This is a genomic window from Pallidibacillus thermolactis, assembly GCF_025660415.1.
Lineage (GTDB): Bacteria > Bacillota > Bacilli > Bacillales > Caldibacillaceae > Pallidibacillus > Pallidibacillus thermolactis.
The window spans coordinates 1-19,813 of record NZ_JAOUSE010000056.1 but is presented as its reverse complement, the minus strand read 5'-3'; the positions used below and the strand labels follow the sequence as shown (position 1 = coordinate 19,813).

Sequence of the window (19,813 nt, the reverse complement as noted above, 5' to 3'; positions counted from 1 at the left end):
GGACATGGAAAAGACCATGTCCAGCCTAAATAAGATAAGAATCTTAGAAAATGATGAGCAAAAAAAGACAAATCCCAACTCAAATGAAGCATTTGAGTTGGGGTTTGTCGACAGTCTGAAAGCATCCTGAAGGATGCTTTTTGTTTTTTCCATGTTCATTTGGATCAAATATAATTTCCTCTTTAAAATTATTAAAGTGATTTTCAAGCATAAAAACTTGCTGGAACCGATTTTTAGGAGCTAATTCTTTCTAATTTAACGATATGTGCTGTTGCAATCCAAATATTATCCGCTATCTGTACGTAATCATTGTATATTTGTCCAAATTTATTTGTTGTCTTTTTAATAACTTCTTCTAAACTTAATTCAACTTCAAGTTTTTCTCCATTCACTAGTGTAATTCTTGTCAACATTTTATCTCCTCCGTTACGTTAACTATTCAACAAAGGGAGGTAAAATTCCTGCATTTACTTCATTTTCTCATTTACAGTTTTCAAATAAGCCGCATCCAAAAATACTCATCTAACTACTGAATGTGGTCAATAGCTCTTTGTTTGTACGAGTTTGCCAGCTACTTATTTTTCATTCATTATTTTGATTAGTTATAATTATTATTTTTACGGATTTCTACTATTATAATATGATTATTTATTTTTGATTCACGTTTTGTCGAAAAAATCATATCTAAATTTGTGGGCATATCTAAAAATGGGGTCATATTAAATGTCTTACCTACACTTTCTAATAAGCTTAAGAAAAACGAACGTAGATTTATCGAATCTTAACCATTGATTAAAGGCTATGTCGGTAACTTTTAAAGGGATTCATTCCAAGGAGTCGCACTTAAATATCTTGATAATTCCCTTTATTGGTTCCGATGGCTTGAACTGGTAATAATTTTAGGATGAGGAAATGTTTATTTCAGCGTGTCAACTGTTGAGATGTTATGAAGAGCATAATACAAGTCTCTAAAATAGAAGTCAAGGCGCTACTAATTCAACCTTAATTCGATCTGGATCTTCAAAATAAACAGCGTAATGATTTTCTCCACCTGCAAAGGGGTGTTTATCGGTATAAAGAATTTTTTAACACCCTTGTGTTCTAATTTTTTTGTCATATCGTCTACTTGTTGACGGGAACTTGCGTGAAATGCCAGATGGTTTAAACCAACCCTACATCTATGGTAAGGTATGTCCATAAACTTTTCTTCCGCTTGTACAAAAACGATATATGTCTCACCTAATTTCCAACTATGACCACTTTCCCACGATTGAAACGACTCATATCCTAATTCCCCTAAAAACCAGCCCCAAAAGTGGATTGAACTCTTTAAATCTGAAACATATATTTCAATATGGTGAATAAGTCCTTTTGACAATAAAAGCCCCCCTTTTCTAATCTGTATTAATTATTTTATCAGATTTTAGAGGTACAATTATTGTCACAAATACAATTTTTGAGAATACAGCCATATCAAAAGAAAACTCTTTTCATCATCAGGAGTGTCATAGGTTGTATTTTAAAAGATTCTTTATCATTTGTATTATAATTCATCAAAATATTTTTTACAGAATGGCCGGAGATTACGTAGATTCGATCAGCCCCTAAATGATCTCCCTGTTCTGCCTACCATTGACAAATATTTTATCTTAAGAAAGCAGTCTTAATATTACTTATCCATTTTTTCATTTCTCGATAAGTTGTTATTATTTTTAATGTTGGACCAGTTTCAGTTCCCATATTATTATTAATGTGACCGCTATCTAACGTTATGAACAATACTATTTCCTTATCAGAAAAATCTTCAATTTCCTCTTGATTAGGAATTATATAATATGTAAAGCTTAAATCAGGTTCAATCGTTGTTAATAATCCAATGTTAGATTGATTCGGTATTTCCATAATCTGTTTTTCTAATATATTATTATCTTCTTGAGTCCATACAATGGTGCTTTCTATTTTTGAAAAACCAAATTGAAAACAAACATCAATATCTAAGCTTAAAAGATCTTCTATTTTCTCTTTTTTGTTAAGCTTCATATTCATTTGTACTCTACTATCCTCATAATTCACGTCTTTTAATGAAACCATCACTAAAAAACCCCCTTTTCTTTTAGAACTGACTAACTACCAATTTAGTTTTTTCTATATTGACTTTGGTTTACTTTGTTTAATCAGTAACTACTATATCAAGTATTAAAGCAACTTTATTCCCAGAATGATATAGAATTTTAGCTCCTGTGTTTTTATCTATGTACTTTTTACCATATACCATTGCTTTTGCAAATGCCGATAAAGAAATACCTCTTTGTACTGAACGGGCATCATGTTTAGAAACCGTTTTTACGGCTTGTTTTCCTACCCATTGTGTTACTAATCTTACTACAGTTCCAATAACAAATGGAACTACACATAAAAGTATTGGTTGTCACATCTGCTCAATTTGTTTCATCTGTAAAATTATCATTAAACAAATGACTTCTTTTTTAGAATTTGAATAATTAATCTTATCAACTTCTTCTCACTTTCAAGATATACATGGTTGATGGAGCATGTTTTTTTAGACTACTTTTTTCATTATGTTTTGATGAATATAATCCCATTGTAATAAATTATATCATTAACTGCATGTAAAATAATGTCTATTTCATCTGGTAAAGGAAAGTTATACTATCATAGTTAAATAATGATAAAACCTGTTTCATTTCCCATATGTAAAATAAATTCAAAATAATTTCTACTTTCTCGTGCTTATTTATAAATATAATTGAGTCTGTTCTAAAAATAATATGAAAATACCTTACAAGCTGGAATCGATCCAGAAACAGGAAAACGAAACCAAATTACACGTAATGGATTTGAAACAAAGAGAGATACAGAATTTGCAGCAAATGAAATTCTGTATGATGGGACTTATATAGAAGAGAAAGATATTGTATTCTAAGATTTGTGGTCAAATTGGGAAAATATAAGGACAAACCTCTTTAATCATACGGGTTTGCCCTTTTTATAAATTACATTACACGTTTAAACATTTTTTCCATTTCATAAGTTGAAAAATGGATAATGATTGGTCGACCATGTGGACAAGTAAATGGATCGGACGTCTTACGTAATGTATCAAGTAATGCTTGAATCTCATCACTCCGCAAGCGATGATTCGCTTTAATTGAACCTTTACAACTCATCATAATTGCCGTTTCTTCACGCAATTTTTTTAAATCAATTTTTTTCATTGCTAACACTTGTTCAATAATTTCCATAATTGTTTCCTTTTCTTCACCTTTAGGAAACCAGGTTGGATGACTGCGAACAATAAAAGTATTTAAACCAAAGGGTTCCAAAAATAAACCTACCTTTTTCAATTCCTCTATACTTTCTTCAAGTTTTATATACTCTTCATTTGAAAACTCGAGAGTCATTGGGATTAATAATTCTTGTAAGTCGTTGGGAACTTCACCGATTTTTTCTTTATAAAACTCATACTTAATCCGTTCCTGTGCAGCATGTTGATCAATGATATACAAACCATTTTCATTTTCAGCAAAAATATATGTGCCATGCATTTGTCCTATAGGATACATCGGGGGAACACGACTTACAGTTTTTGTTTCAAGTTCTGTATGTTCCTCTATTTTATCGTGATTATTTTCATATAATTCTTCCTGTAACTCTTCCTTCGTATCATTTTCCGTAATTAAGGATTCAATCGATTTTGTATGTTCGGATGAAAACGTATCATTAGCTTCCGTTTGCTCTGTAAAAGGTTCATCGATTGTCTTTGTTAACGTTTCAAACTGGTTCTGTTCTTCCTTCACCGAATTATATAACATATTTGACACATTTTTCACATTTTGATCTTTTTTTGAAAGCAAGGCTTTTTCGGCGGAATTCGTTTGAATATCTATCGAATTCTTTTCAACTGATTGTCTGTTTTTATTGGATTTATGTTTTTCAAATACTTGTAAATGATCTAGGGATAAAGCCATTTGTTCCGATTGCGTTTTCGTTTTTTTCGGTACAGCCCCATCAGGTATTAAAGTTTCCTTTTTGAATGCGGCTTTAATCGTATTGATAATAAGTTCGCTAAGTTCATTTTCCTTACTTAAACGAACCTCTAATTTTGCTGGATGAACATTCACATCGACTAAAATTGGATCCATCTGTAAATCTAAAAAGGCAATAGGGTAACGACCGATTGGTAATAACGTATGGTAACCCGCTATAACTGCATTGGTTAATGCATAGTTTTTTATAAATCGGCCGTTTACCATCGTTGAAATATAATTACGAGATGCCCGGGTAATCTCAGGTAGTGCAATAAAACCTTTAACTTTAAAATCAAGATTTTCCGCATGGATCGGGATCATCTTTTTTACAATTTTAAAACCGTAAATGTTGGCTAGAACTTGTCTTGGATCGCCATTTCCATTTGTTTGAAGTAGTGTACGTCCATTATGAATTAGCTTAATTGCTACTTCTGGATGTGCAAGTGCAAGGCGGTTTAAACAATCGGTAATATTTCCTAACTCTGTATGCAAAGATTTCATATATTTTAAACGGGCAGGTGTATTATAAAATAAATCACGAACCGTAAAATCTGTTCCTTTCCGACTTGATGCTGGTTCTAGTACTTTCTTGATACCACCTTCAATAACAAAGCGTGTTCCTTCCCCATCTCCTGTACTCGTAATCATTTCAACCTTAGAAACGGATGCAATACTAGGTAACGCCTCACCCCGAAAACCTAGTGTTCTAATTCGAAATAAATCCCGTTCATTTTTTATTTTACTTGTTGCATGCCGTTCAAAAGCTAATGGTACATCTTCTTTTTCAATACCACTGCCATTATCAATGACACGGATTTTTTGTAATCCCGCTTCCTCTACTTGCACTTCAATAACTGTACTATTTGCATCGATTGCATTTTCAACTAATTCTTTGACAACGGAAGCAGGGCGTTCCACTACTTCGCCGGCAGCGATTTTATTTGAAAGGACTTCACTTAACTGGATAATTTTTTGCATGTTCTCACCGCCTTTTCATAACTAATATAGTAATAAGTAAATGATTCACCTTTTTAAACGTTTTATTTTAATTTTTTTTGCAATTGATATAAAGCATTCATTGCATCAATTGGGGTCATTTCCAATAAGTTAATATTTTTCAACTCTGATAGAATCTTTTGTTCTTTCTTCGATTTTGATGTATTTTTTTCCATTGCTAGATCATCAAAAAATGATAACTGAGCAACTTCATTTTGATTATCCTTCTCATTTTCGAAAGGACGATTTTCCTCCAGCATTTTCTCTCCTTGTTGTTCATCTGCATTTTGTTTAATGGATTGTCCATTCTTTTCAAATTTTTGTAAAATCGTTTCTGCACGTTGAATTAATTCGGCAGGCATATCGGCAAGTTTGGCCACATGAATGCCGTAACTTTTATCTGTAGGTCCTTCTTTTATTTTATGAAGGAAAACAACTTGTCCATTTTTTTCAATAGCGCTAACATGAACATTTTTCAACTTTTTAAGAGATTTTTCTAAGGCAGTTAATTCATGATAATGGGTTGAAAATAATGTTTTTGCACCGATTTTATCATGAATATATTCGATCATCGCCTGCGCTAAAGCCATGCCATCATAAGTTGATGTTCCCCGACCGATTTCATCAAATAAAATTAAACTGTTTTCCGTAGCACCGCGAATCGCATTGCGAGCTTCTAACATCTCGACCATAAATGTACTTTGACCGCTAATGAGATCATCTGCAGCACCAATTCGTGTAAAGATTTGGTCAAAAATAGGTAACTCCGCATGTTCTGCAGGCACAAAACAGCCAATTTGAGCCAAGATAGCAGTCAAGGCCACTTGTCTCATAAACGTACTTTTACCTGACATATTTGGTCCGGTAATAAGTAAGATTTCAGTCTCTTTATTCATTATACAATCGTTCGGAACATAGGTTTGAACATCCATCACTTTTTCAACAACTGGATGACGACCTTCTTTAATTGTAAGTTTCCCTTTTTTATTGAAAACGGGTTTGGTGTATTTTCGATTTTCACTAATTTCGGCAAAACATTGCAAACAATCAATTTCGCTTAATTTTTTCGCTAACGTTTGTAAACGTGGTATAAATTCTTTCACTTGATTACGAATTTCAAGAAATAGTTCATATTCAAGATCAACAGACTTTTCCTCTGCTTCTAGGATCATGGATTCTTTTTCCTTTAATTCTGGTGTGATAAATCGTTCCGCATTCGTCAAAGTCTGTTTCCTTTCGTAATTGCGATCTTTAGGTAACAAATGAAGATTCGCTTTTGTCACTTCTATATAGTAACCGAATACTCGATTAAACCCAATTTTTAATGATTTAATACCAGTCTTTTCACGTTCGGCTTTTTCTAGCTCTGCAATCCATGTTTTTCCATTCCGACTTGCATCCCGATACATATCAAGCTGTTCATGATACCCGTCACGGATCATATTGCCTTCTTTTATTGAAATCGGTGGATGGTCCACGATTGAACGCTCAATTAAATCTGCAATTTCACTACATGGATCTAATGTTCCGGCAAGTTGTTGAATTTTTTCATCTTTTATATTTGATAAAGTATCCATTAAATCTGGAATTTGATAAAGGGTCGTTTTTAAGTTTACTAAATCCCGTGCATTTACATTTCCGAATGCTACTTTTCCTGCTAATCGCTCAATATCATATACTTTCGTTAATTTTTCTCGCAGTTCTTGACGTTCGAAAAAATTTTCCTTTAATTGTTCAACAATATGCAAGCGGCTTTCAATTTTCTCTTGAGAAATTAATGGCCGGTCAATCCATTGTTTTAAAAGTCGACCACCCATTGCTGTTTTCGTTTCGTCAAGCAACCATAAGAGTGAGCCTTTTTTCCCTTTAGTACGGATCGTTTCCGTCAATTCTAAATTTCGCTTAGAATAGTAGTCCATTTTCATATACTGACGGATTTGATACGTTTCGATTGGTTGCATATGATCAAGACTTCTTTTTTGGGTACGGTATAAATAGTTTAATAGACGAGCAGCAGTTTGTATTAATTTATTTTGACTTAACGGTGCGATTATTGCTTCGAAATTATCACTGATATTGATTTCATTTTCATATGATATAGTGACAGATAAACGTTCTTTCAGTTCCTTACTAAATTCTGTTGGAAAATTTTCGTCTAGAACAATTTCTTTTGTTTGAATTGTAGCCAATTCATTAATACAATCAGTCCAACCTTCAGTGATTAACGTCACTTTACTTTCGCCTGTAGATAAATCACAAAATGCAAGTCCGAAAGTTTCATCCGGGAAGGCTGTAATCGTAGAAATATAATTATTAACTTTATCACGAATAGATTTACCTTCCATCATTGTACCCGGAGTTATTAATTGCACAACTTCACGCCGAACCATGCCCTTAGTTTGTTTAGGATCGTCCAATTGTTCCGCTATCGCAACTTTATATCCTCTATTAACTAAAGTTTCGATATAACCTTGGGCTGAATGGTACGGCACACCGCACATTGGAATTTTTTCATCTACCCCACCGTCACGGGCAGTGAGTGTAATTTCTAATTCTTGACTTGCTTTAATTGCATCTTCAAAAAATAACTCATAAAAATCGCCTAATCGAAAAAATAAAAAGGCATCTTCATACTCTGCCTTAATTTTCAAATATTGTTGGATCATTGGGGTATATCGTTTCATATTCCAAACACCTTCTTAATTCTTTTCAAAAATTAATTATAACATAAGTATAGGAGATTGTTGGTTTATGTAATAAAAACATAGATTAATAAAGAGGCAATCCTATCAGGTTGCCTCTTTCTAATTTTACAATATTTACACATGAATTCTATTACGTAGTTCAATACGGCGGATCTTTCCTGAGTCCGTTTTAGGTAGAGATTCAACAAATTCTATCTTTCTTGGATATTTATATGGTGCTGTTAATTGTTTTACATACTGTTGTAACTCTTTCACTAATTCATCATTACCAGTCATCCCCTCTTTTAGTATAACAAAGGCTTTAACAATATTTCCACGAATATCATCGGGTTCTGCCACAACAGCACATTCTTTTACCGCGTTATGTTTCATCAAGGCATCTTCTACCTCAAATGGACCAATTGTATATCCAGAAGAAATAATCATATCGTCACTGCGTCCTACAAACCAATAATAATTGTCTTCATCGCGATATGCTAAATCACCTGTAACGAAGTAATTCCCTTTAAATGCTTTTGCCGTTCGTTCCTCGTCTTCATAATAACCAACAAAAAGGGCAGGGAAATCTTTACGTAGCGCAATATTCCCTTCTTCATAAGTCCCAACAGGATTACCCGCCTCATCTACAATATTAACAAATTCTGGTAGAATTGGTTTTCCCATGGAACCAGCACGAATAGCCATATTTTTTACCGTACCAATTACGAGAGTACTTTCCGTTTGACCATAACCATCTCGAACAGTAATGTTAAAATTATTTTTGAATACATCGATCACTTCGCGATTTAGTGCTTCACCAGCAGAAACTGCACTATGCAATTTCGATAAGTTATATTTTGTTAACTTTTCTACTTTTGCCATTAAGCGATATTCTGTCGGTGTACAGCAAAGGACATTAATTTGCTCTTGTTCAAGCAATGTTAAATATGTTTCCGGATTAAATCGACCTAAATAGACAAATCCAGTCGCTCCCATCCCGAGTACGGAAACAAAAGGACTCCAAACCCATTTTTGCCAACCTGGACCGGCTGTTGCCCATACGATATCATTTTCATTGATATTTAACCAAAGTGGTGCAGCAATGCGAAGATGTGCATAAGCCCAGCCGTGGACATGGACAACTCCCTTCGGTTGACCCGTTGTTCCGGAAGTATAACTGATTAGGGCAGGATCTGTATTCTTCGTATCTACTTTTTGACATACATCTGATTCATCACGGACCAAATCTTCCATCTGTAACCATTGGGCAACAGATTTTCTGAACGTTATTTTATATTGTAAGTTCTTTGACTCGTGAGCTACTTTGTCTATTTCCTCACATAAATCGGCATAAGCGATCACAGCTTTTGTTTGACTATTGTTTAACCGATATAATATATCATTTGCCCGCAATAATTCAGAACCAGGAATTATAACGAGCCCATTTTTCCAACAAGCAAAATAAATAATATACGACTCAATCATACGTGGCACCATGACAAATACACGGTCCCCTTTTTTCAATCCTATTTTTTTTAAAGCATTCGCTAATTTATTCCCTCGAGCGATGAATTCCTTATACGTGATTTCTTCTCGTTCCCCATTTTGACTTAAAAAGCGTAACGCAATCTTATCTGAATAATGTCTTTCAATATCATCAACAATATTATACTTATTAGGTGCCATTAAATCCTCAAGGGATACGGTATGTTTTTTTATCATTTCTCAATCACTCTCTTCTAAAAGTTTATTAGTAAAATATTACTTTATACCAATTTATAATATCACATTTTATGACCAGATACTATTTTAATTTCTTAATAAAAAAACCAATGATTTGGTAAATTTATCCAAATCATTGGTTCTCATTGTTTATTAATGTTATTTCATATCATCAGGATAGATTTGTAAATCGATTTCCCACACGACTGGCATCCAATAATAAATAAGTAAGACAATTAATAAAACAGATAAAACATTTAACCAAAAACCGGCTTTAATCATATCTCCGATTTTTATTTTGCCAGAAGCATAGACAATTGCATTCGGTGGTGTAGCAACTGGCATCATGAATGCACAAGATGCAGCTATACCAGCGGCAACCATTAAAGCATACGGATGCACACCTAAAGCAAGAGCAAGCGATGCCATAATTGGGTACATCATCGTCGCAGTTGCGGTATTTGATGTAATTTCAGTCAAGAAAATAACAAGTGCCGTCACTATGGTTAAAATTAAAATAAAGTTAATCGCATTTAGTATGGTTAATTGAGCACCAATCCACTCAGCCAATCCTGTCCTTTCGAATCCATCCGCAATTGCAAGTCCTCCTCCGAATAAAAGCAACGTCCCCCATGGTACATTTTTCGCATCATTCCAATTGATTAATGTCCCGTCTTTCGCTGCTTTAGATGGTAAAAGAAATAATATGGAACCAGCTAAAATAGCAATCAATGTATCATCAATACCAGGTATAAATTCTTCTAATATAAAAGAACGAATAATCCAAGAAATTGCAGCAAATAAAAAGACGACTAGGACAAGCTTTTCTTCAAAACTCATGTTACCTAATTTTTTCTTTTCGCTTATAATTACTTCTCTCCCGCCTGGAATTGATTTCATTTTCATTGGAAAACCCACTTTAACAAGATAAATCCAGGTTATCGTTATTAATAGCACAGTTAATGGAACACCGAAGGCCATCCATGAAGCAAATGTAATTTCTGTATCAAACATTTGATTAATCATACTTGCAAAAATAACATTAGGTGGTGTGCCAATCAGTGTTGCTAATCCACCGATTGAAGCTGAATAAGCAATTCCAAGCATAATCGCCTTACCAAAATTCGAATCGAATTCTTCCTTTTTCTCCTCTAATAAGTCAGAAACATGTGTGATAACAGCTAATGCGATTGGTAACATCATCATTGCAGTAGCAGTATTAGAAATCCACATAGAAATAAATCCTGTTGCAACCATAAACCCCAGTACTAGTCTTTGAGTGCTTGTACCAACAAACAAAATAATGTTCAAGGCAATTCTTCTATGTAAATTCCATTTTTCCATCGCTATTGCGATTATAAAACCACCTAGAAATAAAAATATATTTTTGTCCCCGTAGTTTGGAGTAACAATCCCTGGATCCTCAACAGCTCCCGTTATCGGAAATAGAATAATCGGTAAAAGAGATGTTGCAGGGATTGGAATTGCTTCTGTAACCCACCAGGTTGCTATCCAAAGTGTACTGGCTAACACTGCAAGTGCTTCAGTTGGCATCCCATCAGGAGAAAGCCCAAAAAATGTAACAAAAAACAATATAGGACCAAGGATCAATCCTATATTTTGTCGCATCGACCTTTTTCTTTTCGGTTGAATATTTTTTTCTTTTACTGTGGTAGTGGAATTCGTGCTTGATGACAAATCAGTTGAACTTCCGACCATAAATCGAAAGGTTTCCTTTGTTTGATCATGTAAATACCACAATTTCTCCCAAACCTGTTGCAAAGCAGTCCCCATTTTTTTCCCCCTCATTCATCTATAATCACAAAAAATGTTATGTCTTTATAAAAATAAGTTATACTAATAATAGTTTTTTTGTCAATATTATTCTATTTTTTTGTTATTTTTGAATAAAAAAACGCTTTGCTAGTAAACTTGCAAAGCGTTGTTAAACGAGTAGGTGTTATTCCTCTTCTGTATTTACTAAAAAGTCCGGGTTTAATTCTTCAAATTCTTCGTCGTCTACATCTAAGTCCCAATCATCATCGTCAAAATCTGCTTCTCCTAACTTAACCCATAGTTTTGTTTCACCAATGAGTTCAACAAGAAACTCTCGTTCAGCTGTTACTACGATTCGATTTCCATTTGGAGAAATAGTAGCTTCAACTGTATTTGGCTGTTGTAGGACTTTACATACGACTTCTCGATCAGCAATCGTGTTATCATCTTTATATTTTAATTTAATTTTATCTTTATAATTTACTCGTTCTGTTGCCACATCTGTTTTTGTATTATCATTGCAGGAATACCAGCAGTTAATATCAAAATGTCCGTCAACTTCTACCGTATTACCTACTTTCTCCGCTTTATAAGCATGGTTTATAATCCAGCAGCCTAGGATGCTTGATGGAGTTGTGTTAGGACGAATTGTATGGTTAGAAGTAGTATGTTTACGTCCTTTCGCAACGACCGCTTTAACGATAATCTCTCTAGAATTTCCCATGCGAGCGTAACCTCCTCATGTTTTATCACTTCATCCTATGCGGGACAATAGACTAGTGTGCGGATTAAATATATAAAAAAATCAATTTGACATTGAAAATGTAAAAAAATAAAACATAAGAATGAAGTATATCTTCACCTTATGTTTTTCTAACAAATTTGTGCTTATTTATGTTTAATTGTGATGAGATGTGTTTCAGGATGAGCTCCTAAACGCAACGGCAACATCGTCGTGCCATAACCATTACTAATTAAATGATCAAAATCACCATAACGGTGTAATTTTCCCTTTTGATATGGTCCAAAACCAAAAATTCGTATTTGTCCACCATGAGTATGACCGCTTAAAAGTAAAGAGATGCAATCATCTTTTGTTATTTTTTGTGCTATTTCTGGATTATGACATACGACAATTTTGAAATCCTTTTTCTTTGTATCGCTTAAAGCTATTGATAATTCATCATTTTCCAAACTTAATTCACCGATACCGATTAAATGAACAGCCCCATGATGATTAGATTGAATTTTTACACTTTTATTTTCAAGTACTGTCACCTTGTATTTATCAAATAATTGACGTAATTCCTTTTCCTTAACCTCATAATCATTATTTCCCCAAATAAAATAGATTGGCGCTATTTTGTTGAGCCGGCTAAGATTTACTTCTGTTTTTTCTAAGGGTACACCTTTTTCAGTTAAATCGCCACCGATAATCACAAGGTCAGCTTTTCCTTTAACCTTTCTGATTATGTCATTATCAACAATACGACGATGTATGTCAGAAATAAAAAATATCGTTAGTTTTTTGGATCCTGCTGGAAAAGTAGAATAGTTTAATGTCAAGTGACAGATATTATTTTCTCTGGCAATACAAAACATTCTTACTAACAGCACAACCATAATAACAAAACTTAATAAAGTTATATTGACCATGATAAACTCTCCATCGTATTCCTTTTCATTATATAAAAAAGGGTCTCCCATTCATCCATTACAAATACTCCCAACTTTCCTTCGTTGGGCTCGGATTGAAATGGGGAACCCCTTTTGCTATCAGTTATTATTTACTAATGATTCTTTGTTCGTTTTTTAATTGTGAACCTGTCTTACCTGATAATAAATCGCCTTCCGTCGATTTAATAATTTCATTTGTCACTGTGTTGGCAATTGTATGTGTCACCATTTGCAAAAGATCGTTTACTTCAACTTGGGAATCTTTAAATTCCTGAACTACGGGAATTTCATCAATTTCTTTTTGTAATTCTTCAATTTTTTCTTCCACTTTTTGCAACATGTTCACTTTGCCATAATTTTGTAAATTTACAGCTTGTTTTTGAAGAGCTTTAATTTGTTTGATTTTTTGGGCCACTTTTTGATTTTCATTTATTTTTGCTTCTGCCTTCTTGAAATACTCGACTTCTTCAGTCTCAGAAATCATTTTTGCTAGCTCCCTAGCTTTATCAATGATTTCTGTTTTTTTATATTTCCCCATATATTAGCTCACCTCAACAGTTTCTATATCTTCAACCATCTCTCCATCCAAACTCCATGTTTTCGCTTCAGTAATTTTTACTTTTACAATCTTTCCAATTGCTGACTTCGGTCCAACAAAATTAACAAGTTTATTCTTTCTTGTATAACCTGCTAAAACATCAGGGTTATTTTTCGACTCGCCTTCTACAAGTACTTCAACAATTTTACCTTCATATTCTTTATTTTTTTGAGCTGCTATTTCGTTTACTAACGCATTAAGACGTTGTAATCGCTCTTTTTTTACTTCCATAGGTACATTGTCTTTCATACGTGCTGCTGGGGTACCTTCTCTCGGTGAATAAATAAATGTATAGGCAGAATCAAAACCAACTTCTTTATATAGTGACAATGTCTCTTCAAACTGTTCTTCCGTTTCATTTGGAAAACCAACGATAATATCTGTTGTTAGAGAAACATCCGGAATTGCCGCTTTAATTTTACGGACTAATTCTAAGTATGATTCTCTTGTATAACGGCGTCCCATAATTTTTAACATTGAACTAGAGCCGGACTGAACAGGTAAGTGAATATGCTCTACTAAATTACCACGTTTAGCAAGAACTTCAATTAAATGATCATCAAAGTCACTTGGATAACTTGTTGTAAATCGAATCCGTGGAATATTAATTTTACGTAAATCGTCTAGTAAGTCACCAAAGCGATAATCAATATCTTTAAAATCTTTACCATACGCATTTACGTTTTGGCCAAGTAGTGTGATTTCTTGATAACCTTGTGCGGCTAGACTACGAACTTCCCGGATAATATCTTCTGGTAGACGACTTCTTTCTTTACCGCGAGTATATGGCACAATACAATACGTACAGAATTTGTCACAGCCATACATAATGTTTACCCAAGCTTTTATATTACCTCTTCTAGACTTCGGTAAGTTTTCAACAATGTCTCCTTCTTTTGACCAAACTTCAACTACCATTTCTTTAGACATGTAGGCTTCTTCTAAAATAAATGGAAGACGATGAATATTATGTGTACCAAAAATCATATCAACATGTTGGTGTGTTTGTAATATTTTATTAACGACCGACTCTTCTTGAGCCATACAACCACAAACTCCGAGTAATAGATCAGGATTTTCTTGTTTAAGTGGTTTTAAATGACCAAGCTCACCAAACACCTTGTTTTCCGCATTTTCTCGGATCGCACATGTATTTAACAAAATGACATCTGCATCATCGGTTGTGTCAGTTGCTTCATAACCTAACGCCTCGAAAATCCCTGCCATCACTTCAGTATCGTGTTCATTCATTTGGCAGCCATATGTACGGATATAATACTTACGTCCGTCACCCATTCCTCTAAATTTTTCAGGAATTTTAAAATCTGTAAAATAATTTACCTCACTTTTACTTCTTTTACGAGCTGCTTTTAAGTTTGGGGGTTGGAAAGTACCAAAATATTTGGCGATCATTTCTTCACTCGAAATTTTCTTCAAACGTTCAGCATTCTTTTCCAATTCGGATTTTTTGTCCGTTGGAGTCTCCACCTTCACTTGTTGTCCTTGTAGTCGTTGTTCTTCGTTCATGTAAAATCTCCTTTCAACTTCAAGTGTTTCACATACATTCTACAATCTTAGTTATAATATAATAAATAGTGTCAATTATTGACAAAGCCTCTTTTAAAATATCATTATATACCCTTCACGTGCAACAAACAACTGTGTAAAAAAGCATTTTACAATAAAAATATTGTCTCTTATCCTACTTATGTCATTTTTAATGGCATAATCCATCAACGACTCAACAAGCTGTATCAAAGGGAAATGAAATCAGCGATATGAAAACGATACAAGGTACAAGTGGAAATAGATGAGATGAAGAAAGCAAACAAAGTAAATATGCAGATGGAGTATTTAAAATAATTTGAAAACAAACGAGAAGATTGGTTACTACTTAGTCGTTATTGATATAGATGATGATACCACTGTCATTCAAATCCATTCAATTACAGGAGAAATTATGCCTGTATTACCAACCGATAATAAGGATGATGACGATGAATAAGTTCAAAGAAAAATCGTTGGGGCTGTCCAAAAAGTCCAAGTTAGTGATATTGATATATAATAGCAGCGTTATGTAAATGTTGAGTGCATAATCAGAGGGAGCATATACTGAGTTTAGCGGGAACAACGAATGCCTTTGTGCCAGGTACACGAGCTTATAGACTTGCCATAATCGCCTGTTCACTTGTGGAAGCTGATGCTCGCCACTGGATATAAAGAAAAAATATCTATAAGACATACTCTCAAGACAGCCCAAATAATCACTATTTTTCTCTTATTGTGTATAATTCAGAAACAGCTTGGACCGATCGTTGAATGATCTGTTTTAACACTTTTACATCAATATCGGCAAGTTTATTTATGTAGATACATGCTTTTCCTACTTTATGTTTTCCCAATTTTTCTAAAAGCGCTTGACATTGTGGATCTTGGGCAAATAAATATAAACTAAAATTAGATTTTCTTGGAGAAAAACCGACTATTGCTGCATCCCCTTCATGCTCAGATTCATATCGATAATGGTAAGAACCAAAACCGATAATACTAGGACCCCACATTTTTGCTTCATAACCTGTCGTTTCAGTGAAAATATCAAGTAAGTGAAATGCATCTTCTCTTTTTTTTACATTTTCAACTTGTTCAATAAATTCTATGACACTACGTTCTGTCGGTTTTGTCTTCAATTCATACCCCATAGGAACTCTCCTTATCCAACTCTATATTTTATTTTCGTCATTTGATGATATATAATCATTGTTGTCCTAATATCATTTTATTATAACTAGATTAAGACTTTCACTATAATTTTTCACTTTTCATTAATATCCTACGAATAAACATAAAGAAAAAAGTCTGATTGCAATTGACAATCAGACTTTTATGCTACAACTTAACAAAATTAACATTTTATGAGTACGTTATTCATCGAGGTTCAACAATTAATTTTATCGCTGTCCTTTCTTCCCCATCAATCTGGATGTCGGTAAAAGCAGGTATACAAATGAGATCGACGCCACTTGGAGCTACAAATCCACGTGCAATCGCAACTGCTTTAACCGCTTGATTCAATGCCCCTGCACCAATTGCTTGGATTTCCGCCCCTCCTCTTTCTCTCAGGACTCCTGCAAGTGCACCAGCAACAGAATTCGGGTTCGATTTTGCTGAAACTTTTAATATTTCCATATAAGCTCCTCCTTGAAATACTCTACTTTATTTTTTTCAATGACTGACCTGCAAGCCGTATAAACCATCCCATTGCTACTATATTCAAGGAGTCGAGCCTATATACCATATATTCCTCGTTTTTTGAAAATTCTTTAAGGTATTCAATTAAATAAACTTTCGTCACTATTAAAGAAGATTCGTTCAATGTTTTTTGATAATCCTGTTTTCACATCAATATCAATAACGACACCGTTTAATTGGGTTCTGCCGCTTTTGGGAACCTCAAAACGAGCAGGTAGATTTGTTAAAAATTTATGAATGACCGGGGCAGGTTCTACTCCAATGATCCCATCGTATACCCCCGTCATACCAACGTCCGTAATATAAGCAGTTCCATTTGGTAAAATTCGATTATCTGCTGTTTGGACATGTGTATGTGTACCAACGACAGCACTCACTCTTCCATCTAAATACCAAGCAAATGCCATTTTTTCGCTCGTCGCTTCACCATGGAAATCGACAAAAATTATGGGTGTTCTTTTCCGTGCCTCCGCAATTAGCATGTCAGCTTTTTCAAATGGATTTTCACTTGAATCCATAAATGTTCGAGCCTGAAGATTAATGATAGCAACTTCATAAGAATTTACTTTTATAAAAATCATTCCTTGACCAGGATTGTTTTCAGGGAAATTAGCAGGACGAACTAAATACTTTGCATCATCTATAAATTCAAAAATATCTTTGTTTCGCCAAACATGGTTCCCCATCGTAATAGCTTGCACACCCATTTCCAGAAATTGACGATAAATCTTTCCCGTAATCCCCTTCCCGGCTGCAGCATTTTCACCATTAACGATCGTTATCGTTGGACGATATTTTTCTTTTAACTTAGGTAAAAATTTTGCTAAAGTTTCACGACCAGGAGAACCAACAACATCTCCAATAAAAAGTATTCTCATAACAATTCCTTTCTATATTCATGTTATGTATTTTTTCTTTTACATTTTAACACAGAAAGTTTAAGTTTACTCTTATATTAAAATAATTTTGTGCAAATATATTAAAGACATAGTTGAATTAAAAAGGTTGATGCCAGTGACATCAACCTTTGTTTACTTCGCATATTCAACTGCACGAGTTTCTCGTATAACAGTTACTTTAATATGACCTGGATAATCCAGTTCACTTTCAATTTTCTTCCGAATATCTCTAGCTAAACGATATGCTTCAGTATCATCAATGACATCTGGCTTTACAATAATACGAACTTCTCGTCCTGCTTGAATGGCGTATGATTTTTCAACACCCTCATAGGATTCCGAAATTTCTTCAAGTTTTTCCAGACGACGAATATAGCTTTCTAACGTTTCACTTCTTGCACCTGGACGTGCAGCAGATAATGCATCGGCTGCTGCCACTAATACCGAGATAACAGAAGTTGGTTCCGTATCACCATGGTGAGAAGCAATTGCATTAATAACAACAGGATGTTCTTTATATTTTGTAGCTAATTCTACACCAATTTCAACGTGACTACCCTCAACTTCATGGTCAACAGCTTTACCAATATCATGTAAAAGTCCAGCGCGTTTGGCCAAAGCCACATCTTCACCTAATTCCGCAGCTAAAATTCCGGATAAATGAGCTACTTCAATCGAATGTTTTAAAACATTTTGTCCATAACTTGTTCTAAATTTCATCCGACCGAGAATTTTAATCAAATCAGGGTGAAGTCCATGAACACCAACATCAAATGTTGTTTGTTCACCAATTTCACGGATTTGTTCATCGACTTCCCTTCTTGCTTTATCAACCATTTCTTCAATTCTTGCAGGATGGATACGACCGTCCTGAACCAATTTTTCAAGAGCTGATCTTGCAACTTCTCTCCGAATTGGATCAAATCCTGATAAAATGACAGCTTCTGGAGTATCATCTATAATTAAATCGATACCTGTAAGCGTTTCTAAAGTGCGGATATTTCGACCTTCACGACCGATAATACGTCCTTTCATTTCATCATTCGGTAAGTCAACAACAGAAACGGTTGTTTCAGCAACATGATCTGCAGCACATCGTTGAATAGCTAATGAGAGGATACTCTTTGCTTTTTTGTCCGCCTCTTCTTTCGCACGATTTTCAGTTTCCTTTACCATCACTGCAATATCGTGGGAAAGCTCTTGTTTGACTTGATCTAGAATGATGGCCTTTGCCTCATCTTTCGTTAAACCAGAAATTCTTTCTAGTTCTGCTTGCTGTTCGCGCACCATCTCTTCCACTTTGCTTTCCATCTGTTCAATATGCTGTTGTCTTTGATTTAGAGAATCCTCCTTCTTTTCTAAAGATAATTCACGTTTGTCTAAAGTATCGTCTTTACGATCAAGATTCTCTTCTTTTTGCAATAAACGATTTTCCTGTTTTTGCAATTCATTTCTTCGTTCACGTAGTTCACGTTCAGTTTCTGTTCGTAGTTTGTGAATTTCATCCTTTGCTTCAAGTAAGGCTTCTTTCTTTAAAGATTCTGCATCTCTTTTTGCATCTTCTAAAATTTTCTCTGCAGCATCTTTAGCGCCAGCAATTTTCGCTTCAGCAACGGATTTTCGAATGAAATAACCAGCAACAACACCGACGAGAATAAGCAAAATGGAGATGATGACGATAATGGCAGTTTCCATCATTTCACCTCCTCTTGCTATGAACTTTTCATCTTATACATGTCGGCATGTACATTTTCAACATCTCAAAATCATTTGGCACTCGTTGCTATCTAACAGCAAAAGCCAATCTTTGCTATAGTCAAAAATAATTGACTAAACCTTAAAAAAAAATTAAAAATATACATCTTCATTTTAAAGGTGTAAAAATTCATTGTCAAGAGTTACTCGTTATACCAATGTAATGACTTTAACTTAAAATATATTTCTTTAACAATTCAATTTGTTATCCAATTCAACAAATGTTATTCATTTTTTTGCAAAATATAATAATATAATACATATAAAAAAAGATCACAATTGTGATCTCAGACTGTCGACAAACCCCAACTCAAATGCTTCATTTGAGTTGGGATTTGTCTTTTTTTGCTCATCATTTTCTAAGATTCTTATCTTATTTAGGCTGGACATGGTCTTTTCCATGTCCAG

The 19,813-nt window shown here is 34.2% G+C and carries 16 protein-coding genes and 1 pseudogene; 2 read left to right on the top strand and 15 right to left on the bottom strand.

Annotated features, from left to right (window positions below; all coding sequences use genetic code 11):
• Positions 1 to 233: 233 nt before the first annotated feature.
• The 3 genes and pseudogenes from OEV82_RS13740 to OEV82_RS13730 form a co-directional block, all read right to left on the bottom strand.
• Positions 234 to 413, bottom strand: a complete 180-nt coding sequence (locus OEV82_RS13740) for a hypothetical protein (protein ID WP_173662136.1) — start codon at positions 411 to 413, stop codon at positions 234 to 236.
• Between the two features lie 567 nt (positions 414 to 980).
• Positions 981 to 1,378, bottom strand: a pseudogene (locus tag OEV82_RS13735) (VOC family protein).
• 266 nt (positions 1,379 to 1,644) lie between these two features.
• Positions 1,645 to 2,094 carry a hypothetical protein gene (locus tag OEV82_RS13730; protein ID WP_263062198.1) on the bottom strand — a complete coding sequence of 150 codons (450 nt, stop codon included), beginning with the start codon at positions 2,092 to 2,094 and terminating at the stop codon, positions 1,645 to 1,647.
• 718 nt (positions 2,095 to 2,812) lie between these two features.
• Here OEV82_RS13730 and OEV82_RS13725 point away from each other — a divergent pair.
• Positions 2,813 to 2,944 carry an Arm DNA-binding domain-containing protein gene (locus OEV82_RS13725; RefSeq protein ID WP_173662140.1) on the top strand — a complete coding sequence of 44 codons (132 nt, stop codon included), beginning with the start codon at positions 2,813 to 2,815 and terminating at the stop codon, positions 2,942 to 2,944.
• A 70-nt stretch (positions 2,945 to 3,014) separates the two neighbouring features.
• On the opposite strand, the gene mutL is transcribed toward OEV82_RS13725, so the two are convergent.
• The 8 genes from mutL to miaB form a co-directional block, all read right to left on the bottom strand.
• On the bottom strand, positions 3,015 to 5,027 hold the full coding sequence (gene mutL / locus OEV82_RS13720) for a DNA mismatch repair endonuclease MutL (protein ID WP_173662130.1): 2,013 nt from the start codon (positions 5,025 to 5,027) through the stop codon (positions 3,015 to 3,017).
• 62 nt (positions 5,028 to 5,089) lie between these two features.
• The gene (gene mutS, locus OEV82_RS13715; RefSeq protein ID WP_173662128.1) at positions 5,090 to 7,729 is read right to left on the bottom strand and encodes a DNA mismatch repair protein MutS; all 2,640 of its coding nucleotides are present in this window, start codon (positions 7,727 to 7,729) and stop codon (positions 5,090 to 5,092) included.
• Positions 7,730 to 7,864: 135 nt separating this feature from the next.
• The gene (gene mbcS / locus OEV82_RS13710; RefSeq protein WP_173662126.1) at positions 7,865 to 9,451 is read right to left on the bottom strand and encodes an acyl-CoA synthetase MbcS; all 1,587 of its coding nucleotides are present in this window, start codon (positions 9,449 to 9,451) and stop codon (positions 7,865 to 7,867) included.
• A gap of 159 nt (positions 9,452 to 9,610) precedes the next feature.
• Positions 9,611 to 11,245: an SLC13 family permease gene (locus OEV82_RS13705; RefSeq protein ID WP_173662124.1), complete on the bottom strand. Its 1,635-nt coding sequence runs from the start codon at positions 11,243 to 11,245 to the stop codon at positions 9,611 to 9,613.
• Between the two features lie 166 nt (positions 11,246 to 11,411).
• A complete protein-coding gene (gene cotE, locus OEV82_RS13700; protein WP_173662115.1) occupies positions 11,412 to 11,951 on the bottom strand; it encodes an outer spore coat protein CotE in 540 nt (179 codons plus the stop codon).
• 164 nt (positions 11,952 to 12,115) lie between these two features.
• Positions 12,116 to 12,883, bottom strand: coding sequence for a metallophosphoesterase (locus OEV82_RS13695; protein ID WP_263062197.1), 768 nt, complete (start codon positions 12,881 to 12,883; stop codon positions 12,116 to 12,118).
• Positions 12,884 to 13,010: 127 nt separating this feature from the next.
• On the bottom strand, positions 13,011 to 13,442 hold the full coding sequence (locus OEV82_RS13690) for a RicAFT regulatory complex protein RicA family protein (RefSeq protein WP_173662113.1): 432 nt from the start codon (positions 13,440 to 13,442) through the stop codon (positions 13,011 to 13,013).
• A 3-nt stretch (positions 13,443 to 13,445) separates the two neighbouring features.
• Positions 13,446 to 15,029: a tRNA (N6-isopentenyl adenosine(37)-C2)-methylthiotransferase MiaB gene (miaB, locus tag OEV82_RS13685; RefSeq protein WP_173662111.1), complete on the bottom strand. Its 1,584-nt coding sequence runs from the start codon at positions 15,027 to 15,029 to the stop codon at positions 13,446 to 13,448.
• 337 nt (positions 15,030 to 15,366) lie between these two features.
• Between miaB and OEV82_RS13680 the strand changes: the two genes are divergently transcribed.
• Positions 15,367 to 15,507 carry a hypothetical protein gene (locus OEV82_RS13680; RefSeq protein WP_263062196.1) on the top strand — a complete coding sequence of 47 codons (141 nt, stop codon included), beginning with the start codon at positions 15,367 to 15,369 and terminating at the stop codon, positions 15,505 to 15,507.
• 262 nt (positions 15,508 to 15,769) lie between these two features.
• On the opposite strand, the gene OEV82_RS13675 is transcribed toward OEV82_RS13680, so the two are convergent.
• From OEV82_RS13675 to rny, 4 genes are all read right to left on the bottom strand, one after another.
• The gene (locus OEV82_RS13675) at positions 15,770 to 16,201 is read right to left on the bottom strand and encodes a DUF1801 domain-containing protein (RefSeq protein ID WP_173662106.1); all 432 of its coding nucleotides are present in this window, start codon (positions 16,199 to 16,201) and stop codon (positions 15,770 to 15,772) included.
• Between the two features lie 226 nt (positions 16,202 to 16,427).
• Positions 16,428 to 16,688 carry a stage V sporulation protein SpoVS gene (gene spoVS, locus OEV82_RS13670; RefSeq protein ID WP_019391885.1) on the bottom strand — a complete coding sequence of 87 codons (261 nt, stop codon included), beginning with the start codon at positions 16,686 to 16,688 and terminating at the stop codon, positions 16,428 to 16,430.
• A 143-nt stretch (positions 16,689 to 16,831) separates the two neighbouring features.
• Positions 16,832 to 17,629 (bottom strand): TIGR00282 family metallophosphoesterase, encoded by a 798-nt coding sequence (locus OEV82_RS13665; RefSeq protein ID WP_263062195.1) that lies wholly within the window; start codon positions 17,627 to 17,629, stop codon positions 16,832 to 16,834.
• A gap of 153 nt (positions 17,630 to 17,782) precedes the next feature.
• Positions 17,783 to 19,345, bottom strand: coding sequence for a ribonuclease Y (rny, locus tag OEV82_RS13660; RefSeq protein ID WP_173662102.1), 1,563 nt, complete (start codon positions 19,343 to 19,345; stop codon positions 17,783 to 17,785).
• Positions 19,346 to 19,813: the final 468 nt, after the last annotated feature.